The sequence below is a fragment of the Asticcacaulis machinosus genome (genome assembly GCF_028550435.1).
Classification (GTDB): Bacteria; Pseudomonadota; Alphaproteobacteria; order Caulobacterales; family Caulobacteraceae; genus Asticcacaulis; species Asticcacaulis machinosus.
On sequence record NZ_JAQQKV010000003.1, the window covers coordinates 56303 to 79739 of the forward strand.

Here is a 23437-nt window from a genome sequence, read left to right on the forward strand (position 1 = left end):
TGAGCATTAGTATGAACCGTCGTCATTTCCTGCTGGGGGCCACGGCTGCGGCTGCCTTCACCACCTTGCCTGTCACGCGGGCTGCGGCCCACAGCATCAACACCCCAATGCCCCCGCCGGAGTGGGCCTTGCTGCAACGCGAGGCCTTAAGGGTTCAGAGCGAGGCGGTCGAATGGTTCTATAACCGCTATTTCGATGACCGCGGCTATTTCCAGTGCTTTGAGCGCTGGGGCGCCAATGACGGGCCGGACGATGCGATTGAGAACTGCAACGACTGGCCGCATCTTCATGCGCTGGGCGGGTCTGACCGGGTGCTTGAGCTTTACAGAAAGGCGTGGGAAGGGCACCTCAAGCAGTATTCTGAGCTGAAAACGGTCGAGACCGAAATTGCGCGCGACGGCATGTACTACCGCGAATTTCCGGTCATGAATGATTGGCAGCACCTGTCGGAAGGGCTGTCGGTGTTTAACCTGATGGGGCTGTCAGCACCACACGATCCGGCGTTTCAGGATCGCGCCCGCCGCTTTTCCGGCTTTTATACCGGCGAAGACAAGACCGCCCCCAACTATGATCCGCGCCGCAAACTGATGCGGTCAATGATCAACGGCTCAAAGGGCCCGTTGCTGCGCAAAGCCACAGCGCTCGACTGGGCCGGTGATCCGTTCGACCCGACCGGCTTTTTCATGGAGCACGGGGAGACGACCTATCAGGAAACGCTCGATCACTATGTCGAATATACCGATGTGGTCGGTGATAGCCCCTTAAATCTTCAGGCGACCAGTCTGGTCATGAATGGCTATATGGTGGCCGGTGAGCGCAAATATCGCGACTGGATCACCCGCTATCTGGATGCCTGGATCGAGCGCGCCCGTCGCAATAACGGTATTTTCCCAAGCTTCGTCGACCTGAAAGGCCGCATCGGCGGGCCGGAAAAAGCATGGTACGGCAATGTCTACGGCTGGAGCTTTTCGCCGGTCGATCCGGTAACGGGCAAGCGCGAAGACCGCAACCGCGTGCCGCGCGCGATTGTGGCCTTTTTGAACGCGTACCTTCTGACCGGCGATGACAAATATCTTCAGGTCTGGCGCGATCAGACCGACGCCATCAATGCGCAGGCGAAGATAGTCGACGGTGTGTCGATGGTGCCGACCATGTTCGGCAAAGACGGCCCCTATAGCTATAAGCCCGGCCCGTATCGCACTAACGGGCTCGATATCTGGTACATGTCAATGCGCCCAAGCGACTATGCGCGCGCCGATACCAACCATCCGTGGGTGCAATATCTGGCGGGCCAAAACGCCGGTTATCCGGTCACGGCCCTGCGCGACACACTGGAGACCGTGCGCAAGAAAATGGATACGCTGGGTAAGGACACGACGACCAAAGAGACCCGTCTGGCCGATGCGCTGCTGAAGTTCAATCCGGCGACGGTGACGCAGTTGCTGCACCTGATGTGCGGGGCGATCCATATTGCGCGGCCGACCTGGTCAAAGACGTCAGCACCGCAGGGCGGGGCGCTGCTCTATGCCCGCCTGCGTTATTTCGATCCGGTCAAACGCAGGGCCGGTATCCCCGAAGATGTGGCGGCTCTGGTCAGTGAACTAACCGATACCACAACGACCGTAACTCTGGTCAACACCCACCCGTTTCGGGCGCGGACTGTGACGATACAGGCTGGCGGCTATGGCGAGCATCAGTTTGCGTCGATGGATGTTGGGGCCACGAAAACCGCCATTGAGTCCAATCAGGTCACGCTGGAACTGGCCCCCGGCAGCGGGGCAGACGTCCGGTTCGATATGCGCCGCCATGTCAATGCGCCGACCCTGTCCCATCCGTGGGATCGGGTGTGATACCTATTATACCTCCCCAACACGTTGGGGAGGGGTGCCATGAGCGTATGCGAATGGTGGTGGGGGGCTTGCTTCCTTACGACAGAGGCCGTTGAACCTCTGCAAGATACCCCACCTTCCGGCCTTCGGCCTCCCTCCTCCCCGGCATAGCCAGGGAGGTATAGGCTTAAACCGTTTTGGGCGCGACTTCGGCGCACAAGGTTCGCACCGGCGTCAGGGCCGGATTGCTGTTGCCGCGACGCCAGACCATATAAAGCTCAACCGGTGTGGCGGGGGTGGTGGCAATATCGCGGTAATGGACGTCGGAAAATTGCAGGCTCATGGCTGTGCGCGGGACGATGGCGATCCCCAGTCCTGCGCGCACCAGCCCCAGCATGGAATGGATCTGGGTCACCTGCTGCACATAGTCCGGCGTGACCTTGGCCTCCGCAAACAGCGACAGCAGCATGTTGTGAAAATAGCTGGCCCCTTCGCGCGAATACATGATCAGCGGCGAGCCATCAAAGGCTTTCAGCGTCAGTTCCGGCTCGGTCAGGCGCGCATCGCCGGTCGGCAGGGCGGCCACCAGCCCTTCGGACACGACGCGCTCAGACTCAAACTCATTGCGCTCCAGCGGTTGACGCAGAAAACCGATATCGATCAGGCCGGTTTGCAGGGCTTCGACCTGCTGATTTGAGACCATTTCGCGCAGATCAAGCTCGATGTTCGGCAGCCGCGCCCGTGCCTGGGCCACGATCTGCGGCAGGAAGCTGTAGCCGGAGACGGCGGTAAAGCCGATACCAATCCGGCCGGCATCGCCCTGCGCCACCTTGCGGGCGGCAAGGGTCGCACTTTCGGCCAGCCAGACAATGCGGCGCGCTTCGGGCAGGAATACTCTTCCTGCGGGGGTCAGTTTTACGCTGCGGCTGGTGCGCTCAAACAGCGGCACGCCCAAGATGCGCTCCAGCACCTGAATCTGGCGGCTGAGGGGCGGCTGGGTCATGTTGAGCCGGGCCGCCGCCCGTCCGAAATGCAGTTCTTCGGCGGCGGTGACGAAACATCGTATCTGACTGAGTTCGAACATGCTTCCCTGCGGCATCCTATTTTGGAGCTTATTGGGGGCAAGGCTAACAAGACGGATGGGGGCTGGCAAGGACATGATCCTAAAAAGAAAAAAGGCGCGGCTGCCATCTATATGCAGCCGCGCTTGAGTTTCGCCGGGCCTACGGGGAGACGCCCGGAGATAGGGAAGAGAACACGATACTAAAAGCTAGAAGCTGTAACGCGCACTGAGGAAGACCTGACGGCCCGTATGGCTACGGACATTCAGACGGTTGGAGGCATCAACATACTGATCGTTGAATTCATCGGTCAGGTTGATGCCCTCCAGGCTGAGCTTCAACTTCGGCGTCACGCTATATGACGCCTGCATGTCGAAGTTCAGGGTTTCATTGGTACCGGCGACGCTGTTGCCGTCGGGGGCCGGAACGGCGGTCAGATAGCCCTCACGATAGGCCGCCGATCCGCGTACCGAGAATTTTTCGGTTTCATAGTAGATAGTGAAGTTGGCCGCATTCTTGGACAGGCCGATCAGGGTCTCATTGACCACGGCGGCATTGGCCGAGGTCGAGGTCAGATAATCGATGCTGGAATCGACATAGGTGTAGTTGGCCAGCACCCCGAAATTGGCCCAGAAACCGGGCAGAAAATCGAGTTGCTGCTGAGCATTGATCTCGAACCCTTTCAACTCACCGCCGGGGCTGTTGAACGGCTGGCTGACGTTGAAAATCTCGGTCGGCGACGTATTGGTCGGGGTCAGCAGCGACAGCGGCAGGCCCAGTTGATCAAACGGGATACGCTCGACTACGGTTTGTACGAAGGTGTCGATCTTTTTGTAGAACAGACCGGCGGCAAAGAGCGAATTGGGCGCCGGATACCATTCCAGAGACAGGTCGAGGTTTTTCGACTTGGTCGGTTCTATGTCAGGATTGCCGCGCGAATAGGAGTAGTTCGAGCCCTGGATAGAGACATTTCCACCGGGGGTCAGCCCTGAAATAGACGGCCGTGCGATGGTTTCGGCGGCACTGATGCGCAAGACCACATCGTCGGTCAGGTCGGCGGCCAGATTGCCCGATGGCAGGGTCATGTCGTAGCTACGCTTGGATTCTACCCACTCGATCTGGAGATTGGCACCCGAGCCGGTCGAAGCGTAACCCCCGGCATGCTGATCCGTCTTGACGTGACGCACACCCGCATCACCGCGCCACGGCAGGCCAAAGGCGTTGAACTTGAAATCGGCCTGTAGATAGGCCCCGGTATTGGCTTCGCGGACATTTATCCACTGGCCGCGCGCCGAGGAATTGGCCGTGCCGGTCAGGGCGTAGATGCCGCAATTGCAATAGATGTCGTACTTTTCGGCAAACTTGTTCAGGTCAGGCGCCAACCATGCTGTGGCATTGCCCGATGGCTGATCCAGGTTGCGGCCAAAGCCTGAGAAGACTTCCGACACCGCCGCCAGATCGTTGGCCGACAGGGTGTTGGTGAGGGTCTCGGACGTGCGGTAATAGCCACGCGAGTCAAAGGTGAACTTGCGGTAGTCGATCCCGCCCTTGACGGTGAAATTGTCGGTGAAATCATATTCCAGATAGGCCTTGGCATTGGCAAAGGCGTTGGTGACGAAGTTCGGGCGGATACGCACCTCAGACGTGCCATTGGTCATCGCCCAGTTGGCCGGGTTGGTGGCGTCGAAGTTCAGATTAATCGCCGGCATACGTGAGCGGAAGTCGTAGCTGTAGCCCTGCGTATTGGCGCGATCAAAGGTGATGATGGTCGAGACGGGGTTTGAAAACTCCGACTGCGAATGACCGGCGATGACCCCGCCGCGCAGACGATCACTGAAATTATGGGTCAGGGTGAGGGTATACTGGGTGAACTCCGTCTCCATCTCATCCCACGCCGTCTGGGTGCGCAGATCGACATTGTCCATCGTGGCCTGAACCAGATTACGGCCTTCGACGATGCCGCTGCGGATAATAGTTTGCGGCTTACCCGTACCGCTGCGGCTCAGGCCGATGGCCTGAAGCTGATGCTCACCGCGTGTGGTTTTCACATCAGAATAGAGCACATCAAACGTAACCAGCGTATCATCCGATGGGCGCATCTGGAACGAACCGGTCAGGCCCAGACGCTCGGTATTGATGTCGTAGCTGACATAGGACGGCAGGCGCGGGTGAAAAATGCCGGTGGTGGCGCTGGTGTTATTAATTTCGGCAATGGTATAGCCCGCAACGGTCGACTGGGTGTTGAACCCGCCGTTGGCACCGCCCGCACTCCAGCGGGTGATATTGGCGCCTTCCTCAAGGATATGGCGCTTCTCATAAGCGACCGAAAACAGCGCCCCCAGACGGCCATCGGCCCAGCGGCGGCTGCCCATCATGGTCACACGCGGTTGCACATCGCGGGCCAGATCATTGTAGCTGGCCTGAGCCGAGACAACGAGTTGATCATCCTTATAGTCAAACGGGCGGGCGGTTTGCAGATCGACCGTGGCGCCTAATGAGCCTTCTTCGACATCGGCCGAGGCGGTCTTGCGCACGCTCAACGAATTAAACAGTTCCGAGGCGAACATATTAAAGTCAAAGCCGCGGGTGCGGTTGGTGCCGCCGGAATTGACCGTGCCGCCGGTGGTGGCGATGGCTTCCATGCCGTTGACACGGACACGGGTATATTCAGAGCCTAAGCCACGCACCGAAATCTGGCGGCCTTCGCCATTGGCGCGGGTGATGGCCACCCCCGGAATACGTTGCAGCGATTCCGCAAGATTCAGGTCGGGGAAGTCGGCGATATCTTCGGCCTTGATGGAATCAACCACGCCGCTCTCAAACCGCTTGGCGCGGATGGCGCTTTGCAGCGAGCCACGAAAGCCGGTAACGACAACTTCGGTAACATCATCTTCGGCCGCGGGTGCTGCGTCCTGTGCCATGACCGGCGCGGCGCTGGCCAGCAGCAGCCCGATAAGCGATACACTCCGCAGGAGGCCGTGACGGGCCTCCCCATTCCCTGATTTCAACATATGGCTTTCCTTACCTGTAGAGCAGGGTGTTCGATGCGTATTTGGCATCCCTGCTATCTTGTTATGGGAGGATCATATGCCGTTTTTCAAAGGGAGCGAATTCCAATCGGGCATGAATCAATGCGCGAAGCGGAATGAAGCGGGCCTATTGGCCCCGATAGGTATCGAGTGAAATGCCGTAGCGGGTGATCTTGTCGTAAAAGGTTTTGCGCGGCAGTTTCAGGGCCGAGATGACCTCACGGACATTGCCTGCGTACTGGCTTAAGGTCTCACGCAGGACCGCCTCTTCGTACCTGCTGACCTGCTCAGCAAGCCCCAGAGCGTTAGTGTCGGCAGGCAGATGTGCGCTATCGAGACCAAGGGCGCATAGTTCAGCAAACTGCTCCAGTTCGCGCACATTGCCGGGCCAGTCGTGACGGCTGAGATAGGCCTGAGTGGTCTGAGTAAGCTTTGGCGGCGGCCGGTTCAGGCGCGTCGCCGCATTCAAAAGGAAATGCTGAAACAAAAGCCGGATATCATCGCCGCGTTCACTCAATGGCGGTACGCGTAAGGAAACCCCGCTTAAGCGGTAACAGAGATCGGCGCGAAACTGACCGTCCTTTACGCTTTGGGTCAGATCGGTGCGCGTGGCAGCCACGACGCGTATATCCAGACTGCGCGGGCTTTCAGAGCCAACCGGCCAGATTTCGCGCGTTTCCAGCACCCGCAGCAGCTTGGCCTGCTGCGACAGGCTTAAACCTTCCACCTCATCCAGAAACACGGTCCCTTTGTTGGCGCGCTCAAACCGGCCAATGACCCGCGCCGCACCCGGACGGTGTCCGGCCTCAATACCGAACAGTTCCGGCTGAAAACTGTCTTCGGTGAGGGTGGCGCAGCCGATATGGACAAACGGCCGGTTCTTACGCGCACTCAAGGCGTGAAGGGCGCGCCCGACCCGTTCTTTCCCCACGCCGGTGTCGCCGGTGATCAGGGCATCGACATCGGCCTCGGCCACCCGCACCACCACCTGCTTCAGGTAGGTCATGGCGGGCGATTCGCCCAACAACAGGTTCTGGGCCGGATTTTCGCGGTCGAGCAGGGCCGCATGGGCCTGACGCAATTGCCGGTTTTCCATAACCAGGTCGCGGGTCTGAAGCGCGCGGCGGACCGACTGGATCAGGTCATCGCGGGCAAACGGCTTTGAGATAAAATCATAGGCGCCATCTTTCAGCGCCTGCACCGCCATCGGCACATCGCCGTGGCCGGTCATCAGGATCACCGGCAATTCGGGATCAATGTCGCGCACCCGTTTGAACAGGGTAAGCCCGTCCATGCGCGGCATACGCACATCGGTGACGATTACCCCATCGAAAGCTGAGGTAATGACCTTTAATGCGTCGGGCGCATTGGCAAAGCCGCGCACCGAAAACCCGTCCAGTTCCAGCGCTTGCATCTGCGCGGATAAAAGATCAGCGTCATCATCGATGAAAATGACATTGCCGGTCATGTCGCGACCTTTAATCTGAGGATAAAGGTCGCCCCTGCATCCGTGCTTTCCGCGCTCAGGTCGCCGCCAAAATCGCGTAAGATATCGTGGGCGATGACGAGGCCGAGCCCCAGCCCCTTGGGCTTGGTCGTCACAAACGGCGTAAATAACTGATCCAGCACTTCGGGTTTGAGGCCGGGGCCATTGTCGATGACCTTAAGTGTCACCCAGCCGTCCGCCACCTTAACCGTCAGGCGCACGGTCGGATTGGGTGTGTTCTCCAGCGCTTCAAAGGCGTTTTGCAGCAGGTTGACCAGAACCTGTTCCAGCCGGATGCGCCCGGCCATCACCTTAAGCGCCGGATCGATCGGATCGCAGATCAGGGCCACGCGGTTTTCATGCAAACGGCTCTGGTTCAGCAGGATGGATGACATGACCGTATCCTGTAGCGGCACGGGCTCAACTTCGCCCGTTGCCTTACGCGAAAAGGTCCGCAGTTCGCCGGTAATATGGCCGATGCGCTCACACATGCGGATGATTTTATCCAGGTTGTCACTCAGCATCGCCCGTGCCTTGGCTACGCCGATCAGTTTCACGCTGGTGTCGGCCAGTATGCGAATAGTGGCGACCGGTTGATTGATTTCGTGGGCCACGCCGGCGGTGATCTGGCCCAGACTGGCCAGTTTATTGGCCTGAACCAGATCGGCCTGCAGGCTGCTCAGGCGGCGCTCAGCGTCGCGCCGGTCGTGAATTTCCGCCGACAACCGCGCATTAGTGATGCTGATCTCACGGGTGCGGGCCTCGACATCACCTTCAAGGCGCTGGCGGTATTCGGCTTCGCGAGCGGCGGCCACTAGCCCTTGCGCCTGCTTCAACCGCACGCGCCGCCACTGCCAGATGATGAGTATGGCAATAAGCCCCAGCGCCAGCGCCAGCATCAGGGTGGTATTGCGCGCCATATCAAGCGCCGGACGGGCAGAGCTTACGACCTGTAACCGCCAGCTATCGACCGGCACAGCCACCGCTGTTACAAACTCGTCATTGCGCACCGGCGGTTTGAGCTTAAAGCGCAGATCCTGACGGGCGGTCAGCACCACCTTATCATCAGCATCCGTGACATAGGAGGGTTGTGGTGATTGCGCCCAACTGGCTTCGATACCGTCAAACTCCATCTTGACAACCACGACCCCGATCGCCCGCCCGCCATCACTTACCCTGTGGGCCATGTAAAGGCCCGGCTTTCGGCTGACGGTGCCGAGCGCGAACTGTTCGGCCACGCCATCTTTCATGGCCTGCCGGAAATAGGGGCGAAAGCCGTAGTTTGATCCGACAAACGAGACCGGCAGGGCCCAGTTGCTGGCCGCCACGGCCACGCCTTTATCGTTGATCAGATAAATCACCGCCCCGCGGGTTTCCTGACGCAGGCGCTCCAGCTTTTGCGAAATACGCACAAAGCGGGTCGGATCGGGGCTGCGCAACGCGGCCACGACATCACTGTCGTCAGCCAGAATAACCGGCACGGCACGCTGTTTATCCAGCTCACTTTGCAGAACCGCCACCCGCAACTGCGCCGTCACCCGCGCCTCACGTTTCAGGTCATCCAAGGCGCTGCGCCGGGTCAGGTCATAGGTCACAAACAGCGCCACGGCGGCCAGCAGCGCACAGCCTATCCCAGCCCACAAACGCAGGGGTAACGCAGCGATATTCAGACGCGGTATATCCATATCCCGATCATACGCCTTGGCGGAAAATCGCACAACGAAGATTTAGGGTGTGCGGATTTTCGCACAAATATTCACGCGTAACATGACAATATCAAGCATATTCAATGTGCTAACAAAATGCGCCCGTACAATTGCCGCCGCGCATCACAGGCATAAACTGATCCTTAACAAAAAACCGTCCCACACAGGTTGAGGAACATTGCCATGCTTATGTCTACCCCCTCAGACGCCCTTACCGCGACCGAGCCCCCGAAGAAAAAGCCGTTCTATACCCACCTCTATTTTCAGGTGCTGATCGCCATTGTACTGGGCGCGGCCATCGGCCATTTTTACCCGCAAACCGGCGAAGCGCTCAAACCGCTGGGCGATGGCTTCATCAAGCTGGTCAAGATGATCATCTCCCCGGTCATTTTCCTGACCATCGTCACCGGCATTGCCGGCATGGGCTCACTCAAAGGGGTGGGTTCGGTCACGGCCAAGGCATTTGGCTATTTCCTGACCTTTTCGACGCTGGCCCTGATTGTCGGCCTGATCGTCGCCAATGTGGTTCAGCCCGGCCACGGCATGAATATCGACCCGGCCACCCTGCATGATGCCAAGGTCGACGAATATGCCGCCAAGGCCCATGACTCGACCCTGATCGGGTTTGTGATGGGCATTATCCCCACCACCTTTACCTCGGCCTTTGTCGACGGCAACATCCTGCAGGTGCTGTTTATCGCCATTCTGTTCGGGATTTCTCTGATCTTTATCGGCGAAAAAGCAAAGCCTCTGGTCAACATGCTGGAAACCCTCAGCCACGCCGTTTTCCGCATGGTCCACATCCTGATGAAGGCCGCGCCGATCGGTGCGTTCGGCGCCTTTGCCTTCACCATCGGTAAGTACGGCATCGCCTCGATCGTCAATCTGGCGGCACTGGTCGGTACGTTTTATGCGACCTCAGCCCTGTTCGTCATCGTCATTCTGGGCGCGGTCTGTGCGGCCAACGGGTTCTCGATCTTTAAGCTGATCGCCTATCTTAAGGCCGAACTGCTGCTGGTCTTAGGCACATCGTCGTCGGAATCGGCCCTGCCGAGCCTGATGGAAAAGATGGAGCAGGCGGGCTGTAAGCGCTCCGTCGTGGGTCTGGTCGTCCCCACTGGCTATTCGTTCAATCTGGATGGCACCAACATCTACATGACTCTGGCCGCCCTGTTTATCGCGCAGGCCACCAACACCCACCTGACGCTGGAGCAGCAACTGCTGCTGCTGTCGGTCGCCATGCTGTCGTCCAAGGGTGCGGCCGGTGTAACAGGTGCCGGGTTTATCACACTGGCGGCCACCCTGTCGGTCGTCCCCACCGTGCCGATTGCCGGTATGGCCATTATCTTAGGCGTCGACCGCTTTATGTCAGAGTGCCGTTCGTTGACCAACTTTATCGGCAATGCGGTGGCCACCGTCGTCGTGTCGAGATGGGAAAAGTCGGTCGATATGGACACCTTCCGCGCCGCTCTTAGTGGCAAGCCGGTGATCGAAGCCGAGCCGGTTCTGGCCATCCACGGTGCCCCCGCCGGTGTGCAACTGGGTGAAAAAAGCGCGGATTAATCCCGGCTTATTCTCAATCATAACAAAGTAACTCAGGAGGAAATCATGCCGGCTTCAATCAAGGCTATTGCTTTATCTGCCACCATCGCCGCGCTCACCCTGCCACTGTCCGCTCAGGCCGAAACCGTGAAGTTTTCGGCAGAGGCCAAGGTCTTAACCGACGGCATTTACCGCGGCGTCAGCCAGACCGAGGGCCTGCCGCAATATATCGCCGGTGCGCAGGTCGCCTATGGCAAGGTCTTTATCGGCACCCTGTTTAAGTCAATGCGCGACCGCACCACTGGCGTCGATAATCAGACCCAAGCCCTGATCGGCTATAAAACTAAGGTCAAAGGCACCGATATCACCGCCCGCGCCATCTATAAGCAATATAACGGTGTGCGCCCCGGTATCGACGATGAGTTCATGGAATATGAGGTGAACTTAAGCCGCAAGCTGTCGGATAAGCTGACCGGCAAACTCAATCTGGCCTATAGTCCCGATAACTACGGCAACCGCGCCAAGCAGGCGAACTTTGTCGAGATCGGCGTGGATTATAAACTCACCTCCCGCCTCAGCCTTCAGGCCGCCAACGGCTTTCGCCATGTTGAGCACGGCACCGACTACACCAGCTATCTGGCGGGGGCGACCTATGCGGTGACCAAGACCCTGAACGCCAGCCTGACCTATACCGAAACCGATAAGGCGGACTTAGGCGATAAATATGCGGGCTCAACCTTCATCACCCTGTCGAAAAAATTCTAGGGCGTGATGACAATTTAAGATTTAAAACAATCATTTTCTCCTCCCTACGCCGTGGGGAGGTGGCAGCCCAAAGGGCTGACGGAGGGGTGTTCATGGCAGAAAAGATACCCCTCCGCCTCGTAACCTCGGCACCTCCCCACTGCGTAGGGAGGAGAAATATCGCGAAAGTTCTGTCACTACAGCCTGGAGCATTTTCAACGAAGTGGACGCCAGTTCGTCGTTAAAAAATGCGGTAAAATAAAGCGCATAAAAAAAGAGCGCACCCTCCGCTCAAGGAGGATGCGCCAAGGGTCTGAGGACTCGAAAACCCTGTGGGAGACGGGGTAAACGCTTCGTGAGTTCCCAGACTTGAGTTAAGTAAAGGCCTGAGCAGTCAGACCATCGTGAGGGTTTTTGCCTGATGCCGGACACCGGCGCGCCACACCCCGCGCACCTGTAAATCACGATCAAGCCAGACCAGATCAGCCTTATGACCGGCTGAAATTGTACCGGTCAGGTGCGACAGCTTCATGAAAGCGGCAGGTGAGGTTGCGGCCATAACCGCGGCCTCGGTCACGGTGGTTCCGACCTCAGTGACCGCGTATCTTAACGCTGTGGCCATATCGAGATCCGATCCCGCCAAGGTTCCATCAGGCCCGACGCACACGCCGTCTTCGACATGGATGGTCTGGCCGTTCAGCATAAAAGTCTTGGTCGTGGCGCCCACGGTGGGCATGGCGTCGGTGACCAGCATGAAGCGGTCTTTGGGGCGGGCTTTAAGGGCGACGCGCACGGCTGCCGGATGGACATGGCGGCCATCCAGTATCAGACCGGCATAGGTCGTCTGATCTTCCAGAATCGCACCGACCACGCCGGGGGCGCGGTGGGCGAACGGGGACATGGCATTGAACAGGTGGGTAAAGCCGGTGACACCCGCCGCAATGGCGGCTTTGGTGACATCATAGGTCGCGTCCGTATGGCCGCCTGCGATGATGACCCCGGCGGCGCTTAGCTCGGCTATGTCTTCGGTGGTGCAGGTTTCCGGCGCCAGGGTCACGAGGGTTTTACCGCGTTTCAGGCTTTTGAGCAGGGCCTTGGCCGCGGGGTCAAGCGTGCGAAACAGGCTGGCGTCATGGATACCTTTGCGGGCCTCGCTGATGAACGGGCCTTCGATATGGATGCCGAGCACGCCGGGAACGCCCTCTAGGATCGCCTGCTCAACGGCGCGCATCGCCGCGTCAATCACCTCAATGCGGTCGCTGATCAGGGTCGGCAGGAAGCCGGTCGTGCCATAGGCGGCATGGGCGTCACCGATGGCGGCGATAGTGGCGACATCGGGCGTATCGTTGAACAGCACGCCACCGCCGCCATTGACCTGAGTATCAATAAAGCCCGGCAGGAGGTAGCCGCCGTCAAGATCAATGATCTCAGCCCCTTTAAGGTCGCCGGTAGCGCTGATCAGGCCCCCTTCGACCGTGATGCCGGCATGGGTTATAAAACCATCGGGGCCAAGGATCTGGCCGTTGGTGAAATGAATAGACATCAGACAGTGCGGGTCACTTTGTTAAGATGCGGCGGGCTGTCGGGATCAAGTCCGCGCGCGATGGAGAGGGCATTGGCCAGCCGGTAAAACGACGCGACCATCAATAGCGGTTCAAGGACGGCTTCGGCGGCCAGGGCGGGCAGATTGCCCTGACCCTCACCTTGGCCCTTAGTGTCGGCCAGCCAGACATCGGCCCCCCGGCCTGAAAATTCGGTCGCAACCGCGCGGACATCATCGCCAGCGCTATCGGACGGCGCAAAGGCGATGATGGGGAAGCCTTCACCCACAATCGCCATCGGGCCGTGCCTGACTTCGGCGGCGGAAAAGGCTTCGGCGTGCAGGGCGCAGGTTTCCTTAAGCTTCAACGCGGCTTCCTGAGCGACCGCAAAACTGTAGCCACGCCCGATGACGAACAGATTGCGGGCCTCAGTCAGGGTGGCCAAAGCGCCTGACCAGTCCAGATCAAACGCCTGCGTCAGGTGTTGCGGCAGGCGGTTTACACCGTCTTTGAGGGCGGTGTGATCGGCCCAGTGGGCGACAAGGGCGGCCAGGGCTGCCAAGGAGGTGATGTAGGATTTGGTGGCGGCGACCGACAGTTCCGGGCCTGCACATAGCGGCAGGGCTTCATCGGCCAGCTCGGCCAGCGGGGAGGTGAAATCGTTGACGAGGGCGATCACAAACGCGCCGGAGTCTTTGTGGGCCTTAACCGAGGTCAGAAGGTCAGGGCTGCGGCCCGATTGGGAGATGGCGATGCACAGGGTATCGGCGGCAAAGACCGGAGAGTCATAAAGGGAGGACACCGACAGGGCCGCCGTTGAGGTCGGGATGCCGATCAGGGTCTCGATCAGGTACTTGCCATAGGTCGCGGCATGGTCGGATGATCCGCGCGCGCAGGTCGTTACCGACCGCGGCGGATGGGCCTTAAGGCGCGTCACAATCCTGGCGATGGTCTCAAGATTAGTGTCTAAAAAGCGCGCCACGGCCTCACCGCTTTCGCGGGCCTCACGGAACATCAGGGTGTCTTCGGGGCGTTTCAGCGGCTGACTAAGGGAAGCAGACATTATGATAAACTCTTTAAAAATGGCGGTATTAAATCAGGGATCAGAACCCGTAGGTCAGATTGCCCAGTTCATTGACTTCGGCGATCACGTCATAGGCGTCGCCGCGGTAATAGGAGTGGTTCAGTTCGCAGGTCAGGCCATCGGCCAGAAACCCGCGCCGTTCGATAAACAGACCGGGGGTGCCGGCGGGCACCTGAAGGCGGTCGGCCTGTTCGCCGGTCAGGGCGACGGCGCGCAGACGCTGCAGGGCGCGCACCGGACGATGGCCGGTGCGGCTCAGCGCTTCATAGAGCGAATCCCCGACCTCATCGAGGGTCGGCAGGGCAAAGGCGGGCAGGGTGGTATATTCCAGCGCCATGATCGCGGCATCGGCATAGCGCAAACGCTGAAACCGGCAAACCTGTGATCCCGGAGACAGGCCGAGCGACAGGGATTCTTCGGGGGTGACGACGCCGTGGGTCTTGCTGATCCACTCCGAATGGGGCTTGCGCCCGCGCGAAATCATGTCCTCAGAAAAGGACGACAGGCGCGACAGGCTTTTCTCAAAGCGGCTGGCGACATAGGTGCCGGAGCCCTGACGGCGAACCAGCAAGCCTTCGGACACCAGACCGTCAATGGCTTTACGCACCGTGATACGCGACACATCGAAATCATCGGCCAGATCGCGCTCAGGCGGGATGGCTTCGGACGCGGTGATGATCTGGCTGTGGATGGCGGTGCGCAGCAGTTTCTGAAGCTGCTGATAGAGCGGGGTCGGATCGTCCTTGCTCAGCGTGCCGATCTGATGGGCGAAGGCCGGACGGGCGACCTGTAACTTGGCGGCGGGGGTGTGATGGATCATGGGATTATGCCGGAACACGGGGGGAACCCAAGCCACCACTAAGCCCGGTTCCTGCCCCTTGGGCTAACAGCAACGCGCCTTCGACGGCATCGCTTTCGGGCTCACTGAGGAGGGCGGCGTCACGCCCCGACAGCCACGGCCGGATCGGCTCGGACAGGCCGCCGACGAGGGCGATCTTGGCCGCGCCCAGAGCGTGCAGGCGTTGCAGGTAAAGACCGATCTCGCTGGCCACGGTTTTGACCAGACCGACGGCGACCGGATCGCCCTGTTCGGCATAACTCATGATCAGCGGGGCCAGAGCGCCGTAATCGCTGGGGGTCGCGGTATCGACAAAGGCGATGACATCGGCGGCATGGCCCCCGAAGGAGGCGATGATTTCCTGCGTGAATTCGGTGGACGGGGCGATCTTATCATAGCCGCGCAGAGCCGCGCGCAGGGCCTCACGACCAAGCCCAGCGGCGGATCCGTCATCGCCGACTTCAAAGCCCCAGCCGCCGATGCCGCGCCCGATGCCATTGTTAAAGATATAGCCCGCTGAGCCCGTACCGGAAATCAGGATCGCGCCGTCCTTGCCCGAAAAGGCGCCAAGGCACGCGGCATGGGCGTCGCTGGAGGCGCGGATGGCGCCGAAATTGGGGCCGGAATCGATGGTGACCTGCGCGCCAGTGGGCGACGAAATCCCCGCCAGACCCAGACCGATGTGGATGTCGGGCAGATCGGCATGGGTAAGCTGCGCCTGAGCCAGGGCTTCATCGACCGCAGCCATGATATTGCTCCAGACCAGACCAAGGCCCAGACGGATATTGCTGGCGCCGCCATAGCCTTCGCTGAGGGTCTGGCCCGCGCGGGTCTTGAGACGCGCCCGGCAGCGGGTGCCGCCACCGTCGATGCCGATGTAATAGAGAGGAGGGGGGGCAAGGTCTTGCATGAAATCTAACGCGATAAGAGGACTACGAGTGCATCCCGAAAAGTGTGAAGCGGTTTTCGGATAAGATGCGCGGCAAAATTAAACGGCGGTTTTGGCTTTGGCGCTCTGTGTGATGGCAAACAGGGCAAAGACCAGAATGTAGAGATAGGCGGGGATCATGATGACGGCAAAGACGGCCTGAAAATCAAAGCTGCCTTTGAAATGGGCGAACAGTTGCGGCAGGACGGCGCCGCCCGCAATCCCCATGATCAGGATGGCTGAGCCGGTTTCGGTGAACTTACCCAGCCCCTTGATGCCGAGCGGGAAAATCGCCGGCCACATCATAGCATTGGCAAAGCCGAGGGCTGCCACAAAGCCGACCGAGACCAGACCGTGGGTCAGATAGGCCCCCAGGCAGAACGCAACGCCTAAGACCGCCGAGATCGCCAGATAGCGTTCCTGAGAGATAAAGCGCGGGATGATGATCAGGCCGACGACATAGCCGATCAGCATGCCGACCAGAGTGAAGGAGGTGAAGTATTTGGTGATATCAAGCGGGATACCAAAGGCTGCGCCATAGGTGCCGATGGCGTCACCGGCCATGACTTCGACCCCGACATAACAAAACAGGGCGATGAAGCCGAGCCACAGTTGCGGAAAGGCGAAGATGCTCTTGCCTGTCGTGTCGGACGCCGCACTTTCATTGGCCTGATCACTGATTTCGGGCAGGGGCGATTTGGCGACGGCAAAGGCCAGTACGGCCAGCAAAGCGGCCATACCGAGATAGGGCAGGTGGATCTTTTGGGCAAAGGCATCGAGCAGGGCTTCACGGGCAGCGGGATCGGTGGCGGCTTCGACCTGGGCTGCAAATTCACCGACGCCATTGAGCACCAGACCGCCGACGACGATGGGGGCGAGGATGCCAGCGATCTTGTTACAGATGCCCATGAAGGCGATGCGTTGGGCGGCGGAGTCGATGGGACCAAGGATGGAGATATAGGGGTTAGACGCCGTTTGCAGCAGGGCCAGACCCGCGCCAATGATAAACAGGCCGGTCAGCGCCCCTTCGAATATGCGCATGGTTGCCAGTTGTCCGAAGATCGCAGCCCCTATGGCCATGACCAGAAGCCCCAGTGCCATGCCTTTTTTCATGCCGGTCTTTTTAAGGATCGCCGCGGACGGCAAGGCCAGGAAGAAGTAGGACATGTAAAAGACCGTCACCACCAGAAAGGCTTCGACATCTGACAGGGTAAAGGCCAGTTGCACAAAGGTGATCAGCGGGCCGTTCAGCCAGGTGACAAAGCCGAAGATAAAGAACATGCCGCCGATGATACTCATGGCGAGTAAAGGGGATTTCTGACTTTCAGGCGGTAGCGACATGGATTGATCCCCTAAAGCTTAATGATGATGTTTTTACGATCCATCCACCAGCCGAGCAGCCAGCAGACGAGCATGTAGACTATGGCGCAGACCAGTGAGCCGATGGCGCCGGGCAGGATCACCTGAAACAGGTGGATGCCCACCCAGTCGTAAAGCTTGGTGCCACCTGACGTGGTGAAGGTTTGCAAACTGATGACCAGCAGTTCCGAAAACAGATAGATAACGAGCGGATTCTTGCCGAAAATCTCGAAAAACTTCACGCCAAAATTGAGTTTCTGAATCTCGGTATAGGTGATCAGGGCCGCCAGTATCAGGCAGTCGATACCGACGGTCAAAAGCACGAACGATGACGTCCAGATGCGCTTGGATAGTGGAAAGAACAGGCTCCAGATCAGGCCCGCGGCGACTATGGCCACACCCGCGACCAGCATCTTGGAGACCGCGGTTCTGTGGTCAGCGGCCTTTACGATCACAAGGCCTGCCAGATATCCGGCCAGCACATTGACGATGGCGGGCAGGGTCGAAAACAGCCCTTCGGGTTCATAGCCCTTGGCCCCGCCGCGATACATGTGATCAAGTCCGAGGACGGCGCGGTCGATCTGGGCGCCAATATTGCCGACCATGCTGAGTGGCTCACCGGCAGGCCCGAACGCCATCAACGCGCCCCAATAACCGAACAAAAGCGCGGCACACAGGGCGATGATGCCCTTGACCGGCAGGTAACGGGCGGCCAGTGCTGCCGCGCCATAACAGAGCGCAATGCGTTGCAGCACGCCCATGATGCGGGTCTGGCCTATGTCATTAAACGCCCACGACCCGTCGGGCAGTTGGTGCACGAACGGGAACCAGTACATCAGGTAGCCGAGCAGAAAAATCAGGGCCGTGCGTTTGGCGACCTTAAGCAAAAACTGATCATTGGGCAGGGTACGGCGCGACGCGAACGCCATCGAATTGCCAACCGCAAACAGGAACGACGGGAACACCAGATCGGCCAGGGTAAAGCCAAACCACTGGGCATGCTGAAGCTGATAGAACGGCTCCGCGCCCGCGCCCGACGTATTGACGACGATCATCACGCAGACGGTCAGGCCGCGAAACACATCCAGAGCGGTAAAGCGCAGCCGGTCCATCACGCTTCACTCAGGCGGGCAAGGATCTGACGCGACAAGGCAAAGGCGTCCTTAGGGCGGCGGCGGGTAAAGGTCGCGTTGGTCTTAACCCACGCCTGCTCCCACGCGGTGATGTCGCGGGTAAAGGCCGCCTGATCGAAAGCCTTGCCGGTGACGGCACTGTGGCGGACGGCGGCCAAAAGCTTGGTCCAGCGCGGCAGGTAGAAATCCTTATACATCCCCTGCCAGGCCTTGGAGGCGTAGTCGTTGAGATTGCCAAGCCCGCCCCAAACGGTGACCTGCGCCTTGGCATTGAGGACGTAGTAATCGGATTCCGGTTTGGTATCGCCGTAAGCGCGGGCCTCATCGATCCAGCTCGACAGGGTGTCGGGCTGATCCCCCAGCAGGCTATCGACCATGACCATCAGGTCGGTGAATTTGGCGCGTTTGGCATCACCGGCGGCAAGGTCGCCCTTCTGGTAGTCGGTGATGGCCGCCATCAGGATGTAGTCGATCTCTTCCGAGGCCAGATGGCGGACGGCATCAATGACATCATGGCGATAAAGCGGTGAGCCTTCAAAGCCTTTGAGCGACAAAAATTCGGTCACGGCCTTATGCAGCAAGGCGCGGTCGCCGGGATGGCCCTCAAAGCTGGTGATAGCGGCCTGCGGGCGTTTGAAAACCATATAGGCCCCTGCCGCCTTGTTCCACCAGCGCGGTGTCCAGTATTTGGTGGTGTAGACTGACCTGCGGTAATCACCCCATGCGCTCAAAAGCGCAGGCGTGGTGCGGCCATAGCGTCCTTTGAGATAGGTCGCGATCCAGTCGTCGACGGAACCCTTGCCGCCGCCCCCCCCTATGCCCCAAGCCGCATCGTAACAATACTCATAGGCGATCGAATTGTTATGCAGACCTTCGGGGAACATGCCAAAGCCCTTAAGCGCGCCGGTTTTCGGATTGCCGTTCAGCCCGCCGATATCGGACTTATAAAAATCAAGATCAGCATAGACCGGGTTCGACGCCCCGTAATTATGGACATAGCCATAGATCCACGGCTTGCCCTGAAAGGCGTCAGTCGTTTGCCACACACCCGGATAGCGGTCATTGCCGATATCCAGGATCATCAGTTTATCGTCTGGCACCTTGCTTAAGAATGCGCCGATGGCATCCGCTGACCAGAAATGCTTATCGGCCCCGAACAACCAGCCCTGCATGACCCAGACGGCTTCAGGGTTAGCGCCGCGGATAGAGTCGTAAATCGCCTGACCATAGGCGGCCAGTCGCTCAGATTTCAGCGCCGGATCGACGACGGTTTCGGTTTCCTTGGTGTTGGCCGTACCGTCGCCGTATTTGGCGTTTTTCAGGTCCGAGCCGTCTTTGGAAATCGGCGGCAACATCTCATTGAAGCTGTCGGCCAGATAGTACTGACCTTCGCCGTAAGTCGCCGTATAAAGTTCGATAAAGCGCCTGGCGATCACGGCAAACAAAGGATCGGCCGGATCGAGCCAGTAGGTTTCATGAAAGCCTTCCCACGGCCGCATGGGATAGATGCGGGCCTCCGGGTGCTTTTGCGCAAAGGCCTTGGGGACATAGCCGCCAAAGGCCGGCAGGATCGGTGTCATGCCCAGACCGCGCATTGATTTCAGCAGCTTGACCTGAAGGGCGCGCTTCTTTTCGATCCACATTTGAGGGATAGGCGCCATATAGCCTTCGATATTGCCCATGCGGTGCCAGGGCGTAAACGCTGGCCCTGAGAAATAATCGCCCAGTTCAGCGTCATTCAGACCCAGCTCACGCCACAGCGATTGCCAGACAAACTCCTGACCTTCCATAGCCAGCGGCATGTCGATGCCGTGCAGGGCCATCCAGTCGAGTTCTTTCTGCCAGCGCGCCCAACCCCAGAACGGGGTTGTGTAACCAAATGTACAGGTGTTCATATAGACGCGGTGGGCGAAGGGTGTCGTCACTTTGCCCGTATCGGCGGCGGGCAGGGTGGCGGGCAGAGCGACGCGCTCGCCTTCCCAGCTCACATTCGCCGCACCGATTGAGGTCAGGTAAGCATAGGCGCCACGGGTCAGAGCCACCGGCGATGAGCCTTCGATCGCCACGGTGCCTTTGGCAGATTTAACGGAAAAATAGCTGTCTGACCCGCCGGTCAGGTTAAGTTTTATGTCCTTGGCGCGTCTGCCAATAAGTCGGTTCAGCACGGCGCGGGCAGCGGCGGTTGTGTCCTCAGCCGCAAAGGCGGGCGCCGCAGCAAAGGCGGCGACGGCCAATGATTGCATCAGGGCTTGGCGACGTGAAATACCGGACATGATAACCTTTTCGCAGTCGGAACGCTTAGATAGGAGAGAAAGGTGCGAGACCAAAAATCACTGTGAGGGAACAGGGTTCTGGTCTCGCACCCGTAAAGGCGGGGCACAGGGGGAGGGAGATAACCCCGCCTTTATATCAGTTTAAGCTTACATTTTATATTGGAACGACAGGTAGTAGCTGGGGCCAGTGACCGACGTCATCTGCCAGCGGTCTTTGTTCAGCAGATAGGCTTTTTCCTGCGCCTTGTTGATGTTCATAGCGGCAAACGACAGGCTCAGCTTGTCGTTGATCGTGTAGCCCAGATTGACATCGACCTGAGTGCGGGCTTCGACCGTGTGACCCAGCGGGCCTGAGAAGAAGCTTTCAACGCTGGTCTGGTCAAACTCACTGCGATAGTTGGCTGAGACGCGGGCGCTGAAGGTCGAGTTTTCCCAGTAGCCGGTGACATTGGCGGTGTTTTCCGACAGGTTGGCCAGCTTGAAGCCCGTCTTTGAGCTTGAAGGTGTCACATGGGTATAGTTGGTCATCACCCCAAAGCCGTCGATCGGCAGGAACATATCAAAGGACTGCTGCCAGTTGACCTCAAAGCCTTCGATGGTGACGATCGACGGATCATTAAGGGTTTGGGTGATGGTGTAGACCGCGCCATTGCTGCCGTTACAGACCCCGCTGGAGTCGCGCGACAGAGTTACCCCCTCATAGGACGCCGGGCAGACAGAGGATGAGTAGGTGCCGTTCTTGACCTTCTTCTGAAAGGCCGACAGGCTCAAACCATTGCCCGTGCCGTAATACCATTCAAGACCGATATCCAGTTGTTCGGCCGTGAGCGGATCAAGGTCGCCTTGCCCCAGGCTGATAGCGTAGTTGGTCGTGCCGGTGGAATCGACGCTGGTGCTGACGGTGGTGGCCAGCGGGTTAGAGGAGTCAAGGATCGGGCGCACCAGAACTTCGGCGGCCGCGACCCTCAGCAGCAGGTTTTCAGCCAGATCAAAGGTAAAGTTCGCCGACGGCAGGACGTTTGAGTATTTTTTCGGCGTCTCATAGGTGCCGAGCGCCAGCCTGACATTGGAGTTGATGGGGTTGTTGGCGCTGGAGGCGATATTGCCGAACACCGTCTGGTCGGTCATTTCATTGCGCAGGCCGACATTACCGCGGAACTCACTGCCAAAGACTTCGCCCTTGAGGTTGGCCATGACATAGACTGACTTCACTTCGCGCTCGACGCGGAAGCTGCCCTGCGGATCAAAGGCTTTCGGAACGGTGACGCCCTCTGCCACCTGAGCGGCCATGTAGGCCTGCATATCCGCAGATATCCAGCCGCGCGGGATCGACATCTCGCCATCAAGGAAGCTATCGACCGTAACACTGTCATTCGCCAGATTAGAGGCGCTGGCGGCGGGCACATTGCTCATCCGGTCTATGCGGTAGACATTGCGGTACAGGGTTTCTTCGCGGCTTTTGATGCCCATATCGACCGAGGTGACGATGCCCCAGTCGAGGTAACGCTTGGCATCGAACTGATAGGCCGTTTCGTCCGTGTCTGTGGTGCGGTAGGCGCCGACCGGATAGGTGTTGCGGAACAGGGTGGCCGGATTATAAAGGGCGGCGTCATTCAGATCGTTGGAGACGGTGAAAATGATATTTTCCGGATCGCTCATGTCAAATACTGATGAGCCGATATTGACCCCCAGAATGGCGGCCGCTTCGTTAAAGATCGAACGTCCGTGCGTATAGTGCAGGGTGCCCTTCAGCAGCCAGTCTTCAAACCCGGTATATTTAAAGCTGCCGGTATAGGCTTCGGTAGTCAGTTCGCGGTTTTCGATCTGGTGGTTATTTTCAAGTCTGTAGTTTGAGACCGTAACCTTGGTCGCCGTATTGCCTGAGACCTCATTGGTCACGACATTGGCGGCGGAGGGGCTGGTGAACAGGAATACCTGCTGGTTCAGATCCTGAAAGGTATCATCCTTGGCGTAGATCGCTGAAAAATCCAGAGCCAGGCTGTCAGTCGGCTTATATTGCACACCGGCATTCAGCGTCAGGCGCTCACTCTCACGCTCGATGCGGCGAAAGCGCGGGCGGGCGGGGGTGTAAACACCGGCGCTGGTGACTGTCCAGCGGTCCATCCAGAAATAGTCACCGCGGTCTTCGAGTTCCTGATAGCTGCCGCCCAGAGACAGGCCCAGCTTGCCGCCAGCGAACTGATCAATGTAGTTGATGCCGACCTTGGGCTTGATATCCCCTTCGGCGTTTTGTGATTTTTGACCCTTGGCCGAGATGACCAGCTTGCGGCCCTTCACATCCAGCGGGCGGGTCGTATCGATATTGATGGTCCCGGCAAGACCGCCTGCGTCCATATCGGCGGTGGGGGATTTGATAACCTGAATACCGGATGCCAGTTCGGTCTGGATGACGTCATAGCGAAAGCCGTCGGTAAAGTCAGCGCTTTTGAAGGTTTGACCGTTGATGGTTGTGGCCGAATATTGCGGACCAAGCCCGCGTACGCTGATGGTCGATCCACGACCATTGATGTTGGATATCTGAACGCCGGGAATACGCTGAATGGCCTCGGCGATGTTCTCAGACGGGAACTTGCCGATGTCTTCGGACGAGATGCCATCGGTGACGCGGATGTCATTCTGCTTGGCTTTCAGGGCCGAGGCCAGGCTCTTGCGAAAGCCGGTGACAACCACTTCTTCGACCGGCGCGTCTGCGGATGAGGTGGTGGCGGTTTGGTCCTGAGCTGTGGCCACGGAGGCCATCAGTAGCCCGGTCAGGGCGGTACTCACTAAGGCATAGTGTTTGAACGTCATAGATTTATCCCCTTTGGATGTCCGGGCATGACTGCTCACGCGGAGGCAGACCTGTCCCGTCACTCGACATCAT

At 58.9% G+C, this 23437-nt stretch carries 15 protein-coding genes; 3 read left to right on the forward strand and 12 right to left on the reverse strand.

The window, feature by feature from the left end; genetic code table 11:
- Positions 1 to 11: 11 nt before the first annotated feature.
- Positions 12 to 1850 carry a DUF8034 domain-containing protein gene (locus tag PQU98_RS13830; protein WP_272745546.1) on the forward strand — a complete coding sequence of 613 codons (1839 nt, stop codon included), beginning with the start codon at positions 12 to 14 and terminating at the stop codon, positions 1848 to 1850.
- A 166-nt stretch (positions 1851 to 2016) separates the two neighbouring features.
- Here the strand turns inward: PQU98_RS13830 and PQU98_RS13835 are convergent, their stop codons facing one another.
- From PQU98_RS13835 to PQU98_RS13850, 4 genes are all read right to left on the reverse strand, one after another.
- Positions 2017 to 2913: a LysR family transcriptional regulator gene (locus tag PQU98_RS13835; protein WP_272745547.1), complete on the reverse strand. Its 897-nt coding sequence runs from the start codon at positions 2911 to 2913 to the stop codon at positions 2017 to 2019.
- A 186-nt stretch (positions 2914 to 3099) separates the two neighbouring features.
- The gene (locus PQU98_RS13840) at positions 3100 to 5901 is read right to left on the reverse strand and encodes a TonB-dependent receptor (RefSeq protein WP_272745548.1); all 2802 of its coding nucleotides are present in this window, start codon (positions 5899 to 5901) and stop codon (positions 3100 to 3102) included.
- Between the two features lie 145 nt (positions 5902 to 6046).
- Positions 6047 to 7387 (reverse strand): sigma-54-dependent transcriptional regulator, encoded by a 1341-nt coding sequence (locus PQU98_RS13845; protein ID WP_272745549.1) that lies wholly within the window; start codon positions 7385 to 7387, stop codon positions 6047 to 6049.
- Complete coding sequence (locus PQU98_RS13850) at positions 7384 to 9090, reverse strand: sensor histidine kinase (protein WP_272745550.1); 1707 nt, start codon at positions 9088 to 9090, stop codon at positions 7384 to 7386. The genes PQU98_RS13845 and PQU98_RS13850 overlap by 4 nt, the downstream gene beginning before the upstream one ends.
- Before the next feature lie 204 nt (positions 9091 to 9294).
- Between PQU98_RS13850 and PQU98_RS13855 the strand changes: the two genes are divergently transcribed.
- A complete protein-coding gene (locus tag PQU98_RS13855; protein ID WP_272745551.1) occupies positions 9295 to 10674 on the forward strand; it encodes a dicarboxylate/amino acid:cation symporter in 1380 nt (459 codons plus the stop codon).
- A 45-nt stretch (positions 10675 to 10719) separates the two neighbouring features.
- Positions 10720 to 11418, forward strand: coding sequence for a TorF family putative porin (locus PQU98_RS13860; RefSeq protein WP_272745552.1), 699 nt, complete (start codon positions 10720 to 10722; stop codon positions 11416 to 11418).
- 373 nt (positions 11419 to 11791) lie between these two features.
- Here PQU98_RS13860 and nagA read toward each other — a convergent pair whose 3' ends face one another.
- The 8 genes from nagA to PQU98_RS13900 all read right to left on the reverse strand — a co-directional run bounded on the left by nagA (position 11792) and on the right by PQU98_RS13900 (position 23364).
- The gene (gene nagA, locus PQU98_RS13865) at positions 11792 to 12940 is read right to left on the reverse strand and encodes an N-acetylglucosamine-6-phosphate deacetylase (RefSeq protein ID WP_272745553.1); all 1149 of its coding nucleotides are present in this window, start codon (positions 12938 to 12940) and stop codon (positions 11792 to 11794) included.
- Complete coding sequence (locus PQU98_RS13870) at positions 12940 to 14001, reverse strand: SIS domain-containing protein (protein WP_272745554.1); 1062 nt, start codon at positions 13999 to 14001, stop codon at positions 12940 to 12942. The genes nagA and PQU98_RS13870 overlap by 1 nt, the downstream gene beginning before the upstream one ends.
- Before the next feature lie 40 nt (positions 14002 to 14041).
- The gene (locus PQU98_RS13875; RefSeq protein WP_272745555.1) at positions 14042 to 14842 is read right to left on the reverse strand and encodes a GntR family transcriptional regulator; all 801 of its coding nucleotides are present in this window, start codon (positions 14840 to 14842) and stop codon (positions 14042 to 14044) included.
- 4 nt (positions 14843 to 14846) lie between these two features.
- A complete protein-coding gene (locus PQU98_RS13880; RefSeq protein WP_272745556.1) occupies positions 14847 to 15770 on the reverse strand; it encodes a glucosamine kinase nucleotide-binding domain-containing protein in 924 nt (307 codons plus the stop codon).
- Positions 15771 to 15848: 78 nt separating this feature from the next.
- Positions 15849 to 17129: a sugar MFS transporter gene (locus tag PQU98_RS13885; protein ID WP_272745557.1), complete on the reverse strand. Its 1281-nt coding sequence runs from the start codon at positions 17127 to 17129 to the stop codon at positions 15849 to 15851.
- A gap of 11 nt (positions 17130 to 17140) precedes the next feature.
- On the reverse strand, positions 17141 to 18259 hold the full coding sequence (locus tag PQU98_RS13890) for an acyltransferase family protein (RefSeq protein ID WP_272745558.1): 1119 nt from the start codon (positions 18257 to 18259) through the stop codon (positions 17141 to 17143).
- The gene (locus PQU98_RS13895; RefSeq protein ID WP_272745559.1) at positions 18259 to 20553 is read right to left on the reverse strand and encodes an alpha-N-acetylglucosaminidase; all 2295 of its coding nucleotides are present in this window, start codon (positions 20551 to 20553) and stop codon (positions 18259 to 18261) included. The genes PQU98_RS13890 and PQU98_RS13895 overlap by 1 nt, the downstream gene beginning before the upstream one ends.
- Before the next feature lie 147 nt (positions 20554 to 20700).
- Positions 20701 to 23364: a TonB-dependent receptor gene (locus tag PQU98_RS13900; RefSeq protein ID WP_272745560.1), complete on the reverse strand. Its 2664-nt coding sequence runs from the start codon at positions 23362 to 23364 to the stop codon at positions 20701 to 20703.
- Positions 23365 to 23437 lie beyond the last annotated feature (73 nt).

Excerpts from the sequence above, each read along its gene's own strand:
- PQU98_RS13830 (WP_272745546.1), top strand. The coding sequence starts at position 12 with ATGAACCGTCGTCATTTCCTGCTGGGGGCCACGGCTGCGGCTGCCTTC.
- PQU98_RS13835 (WP_272745547.1), bottom strand. The coding sequence starts at position 2,913 with ATGTTCGAACTCAGTCAGATACGATGTTTCGTCACCGCCGCCGAAGAA.
- PQU98_RS13840 (WP_272745548.1), bottom strand. The coding sequence starts at position 5,901 with ATGTTGAAATCAGGGAATGGGGAGGCCCGTCACGGCCTCCTGCGGAGT.
- PQU98_RS13845 (WP_272745549.1), bottom strand. The coding sequence starts at position 7,387 with ATGACCGGCAATGTCATTTTCATCGATGATGACGCTGATCTTTTATCC.
- PQU98_RS13850 (WP_272745550.1), bottom strand. The coding sequence starts at position 9,090 with ATGGATATACCGCGTCTGAATATCGCTGCGTTACCCCTGCGTTTGTGG.
- PQU98_RS13855 (WP_272745551.1), top strand. The coding sequence starts at position 9,295 with ATGCTTATGTCTACCCCCTCAGACGCCCTTACCGCGACCGAGCCCCCG.
- PQU98_RS13860 (WP_272745552.1), top strand. The coding sequence starts at position 10,720 with ATGCCGGCTTCAATCAAGGCTATTGCTTTATCTGCCACCATCGCCGCG.
- nagA (WP_272745553.1), bottom strand. The coding sequence starts at position 12,940 with ATGTCTATTCATTTCACCAACGGCCAGATCCTTGGCCCCGATGGTTTT.
- PQU98_RS13870 (WP_272745554.1), bottom strand. The coding sequence starts at position 14,001 with ATGTCTGCTTCCCTTAGTCAGCCGCTGAAACGCCCCGAAGACACCCTG.
- PQU98_RS13875 (WP_272745555.1), bottom strand. The coding sequence starts at position 14,842 with ATGATCCATCACACCCCCGCCGCCAAGTTACAGGTCGCCCGTCCGGCC.
- PQU98_RS13880 (WP_272745556.1), bottom strand. The coding sequence starts at position 15,770 with ATGCAAGACCTTGCCCCCCCTCCTCTCTATTACATCGGCATCGACGGT.
- PQU98_RS13885 (WP_272745557.1), bottom strand. The coding sequence starts at position 17,129 with ATGTCGCTACCGCCTGAAAGTCAGAAATCCCCTTTACTCGCCATGAGT.
- PQU98_RS13890 (WP_272745558.1), bottom strand. The coding sequence starts at position 18,259 with ATGGACCGGCTGCGCTTTACCGCTCTGGATGTGTTTCGCGGCCTGACC.
- PQU98_RS13895 (WP_272745559.1), bottom strand. The coding sequence starts at position 20,553 with ATGTCCGGTATTTCACGTCGCCAAGCCCTGATGCAATCATTGGCCGTC.
- PQU98_RS13900 (WP_272745560.1), bottom strand. The coding sequence starts at position 23,364 with ATGACGTTCAAACACTATGCCTTAGTGAGTACCGCCCTGACCGGGCTA.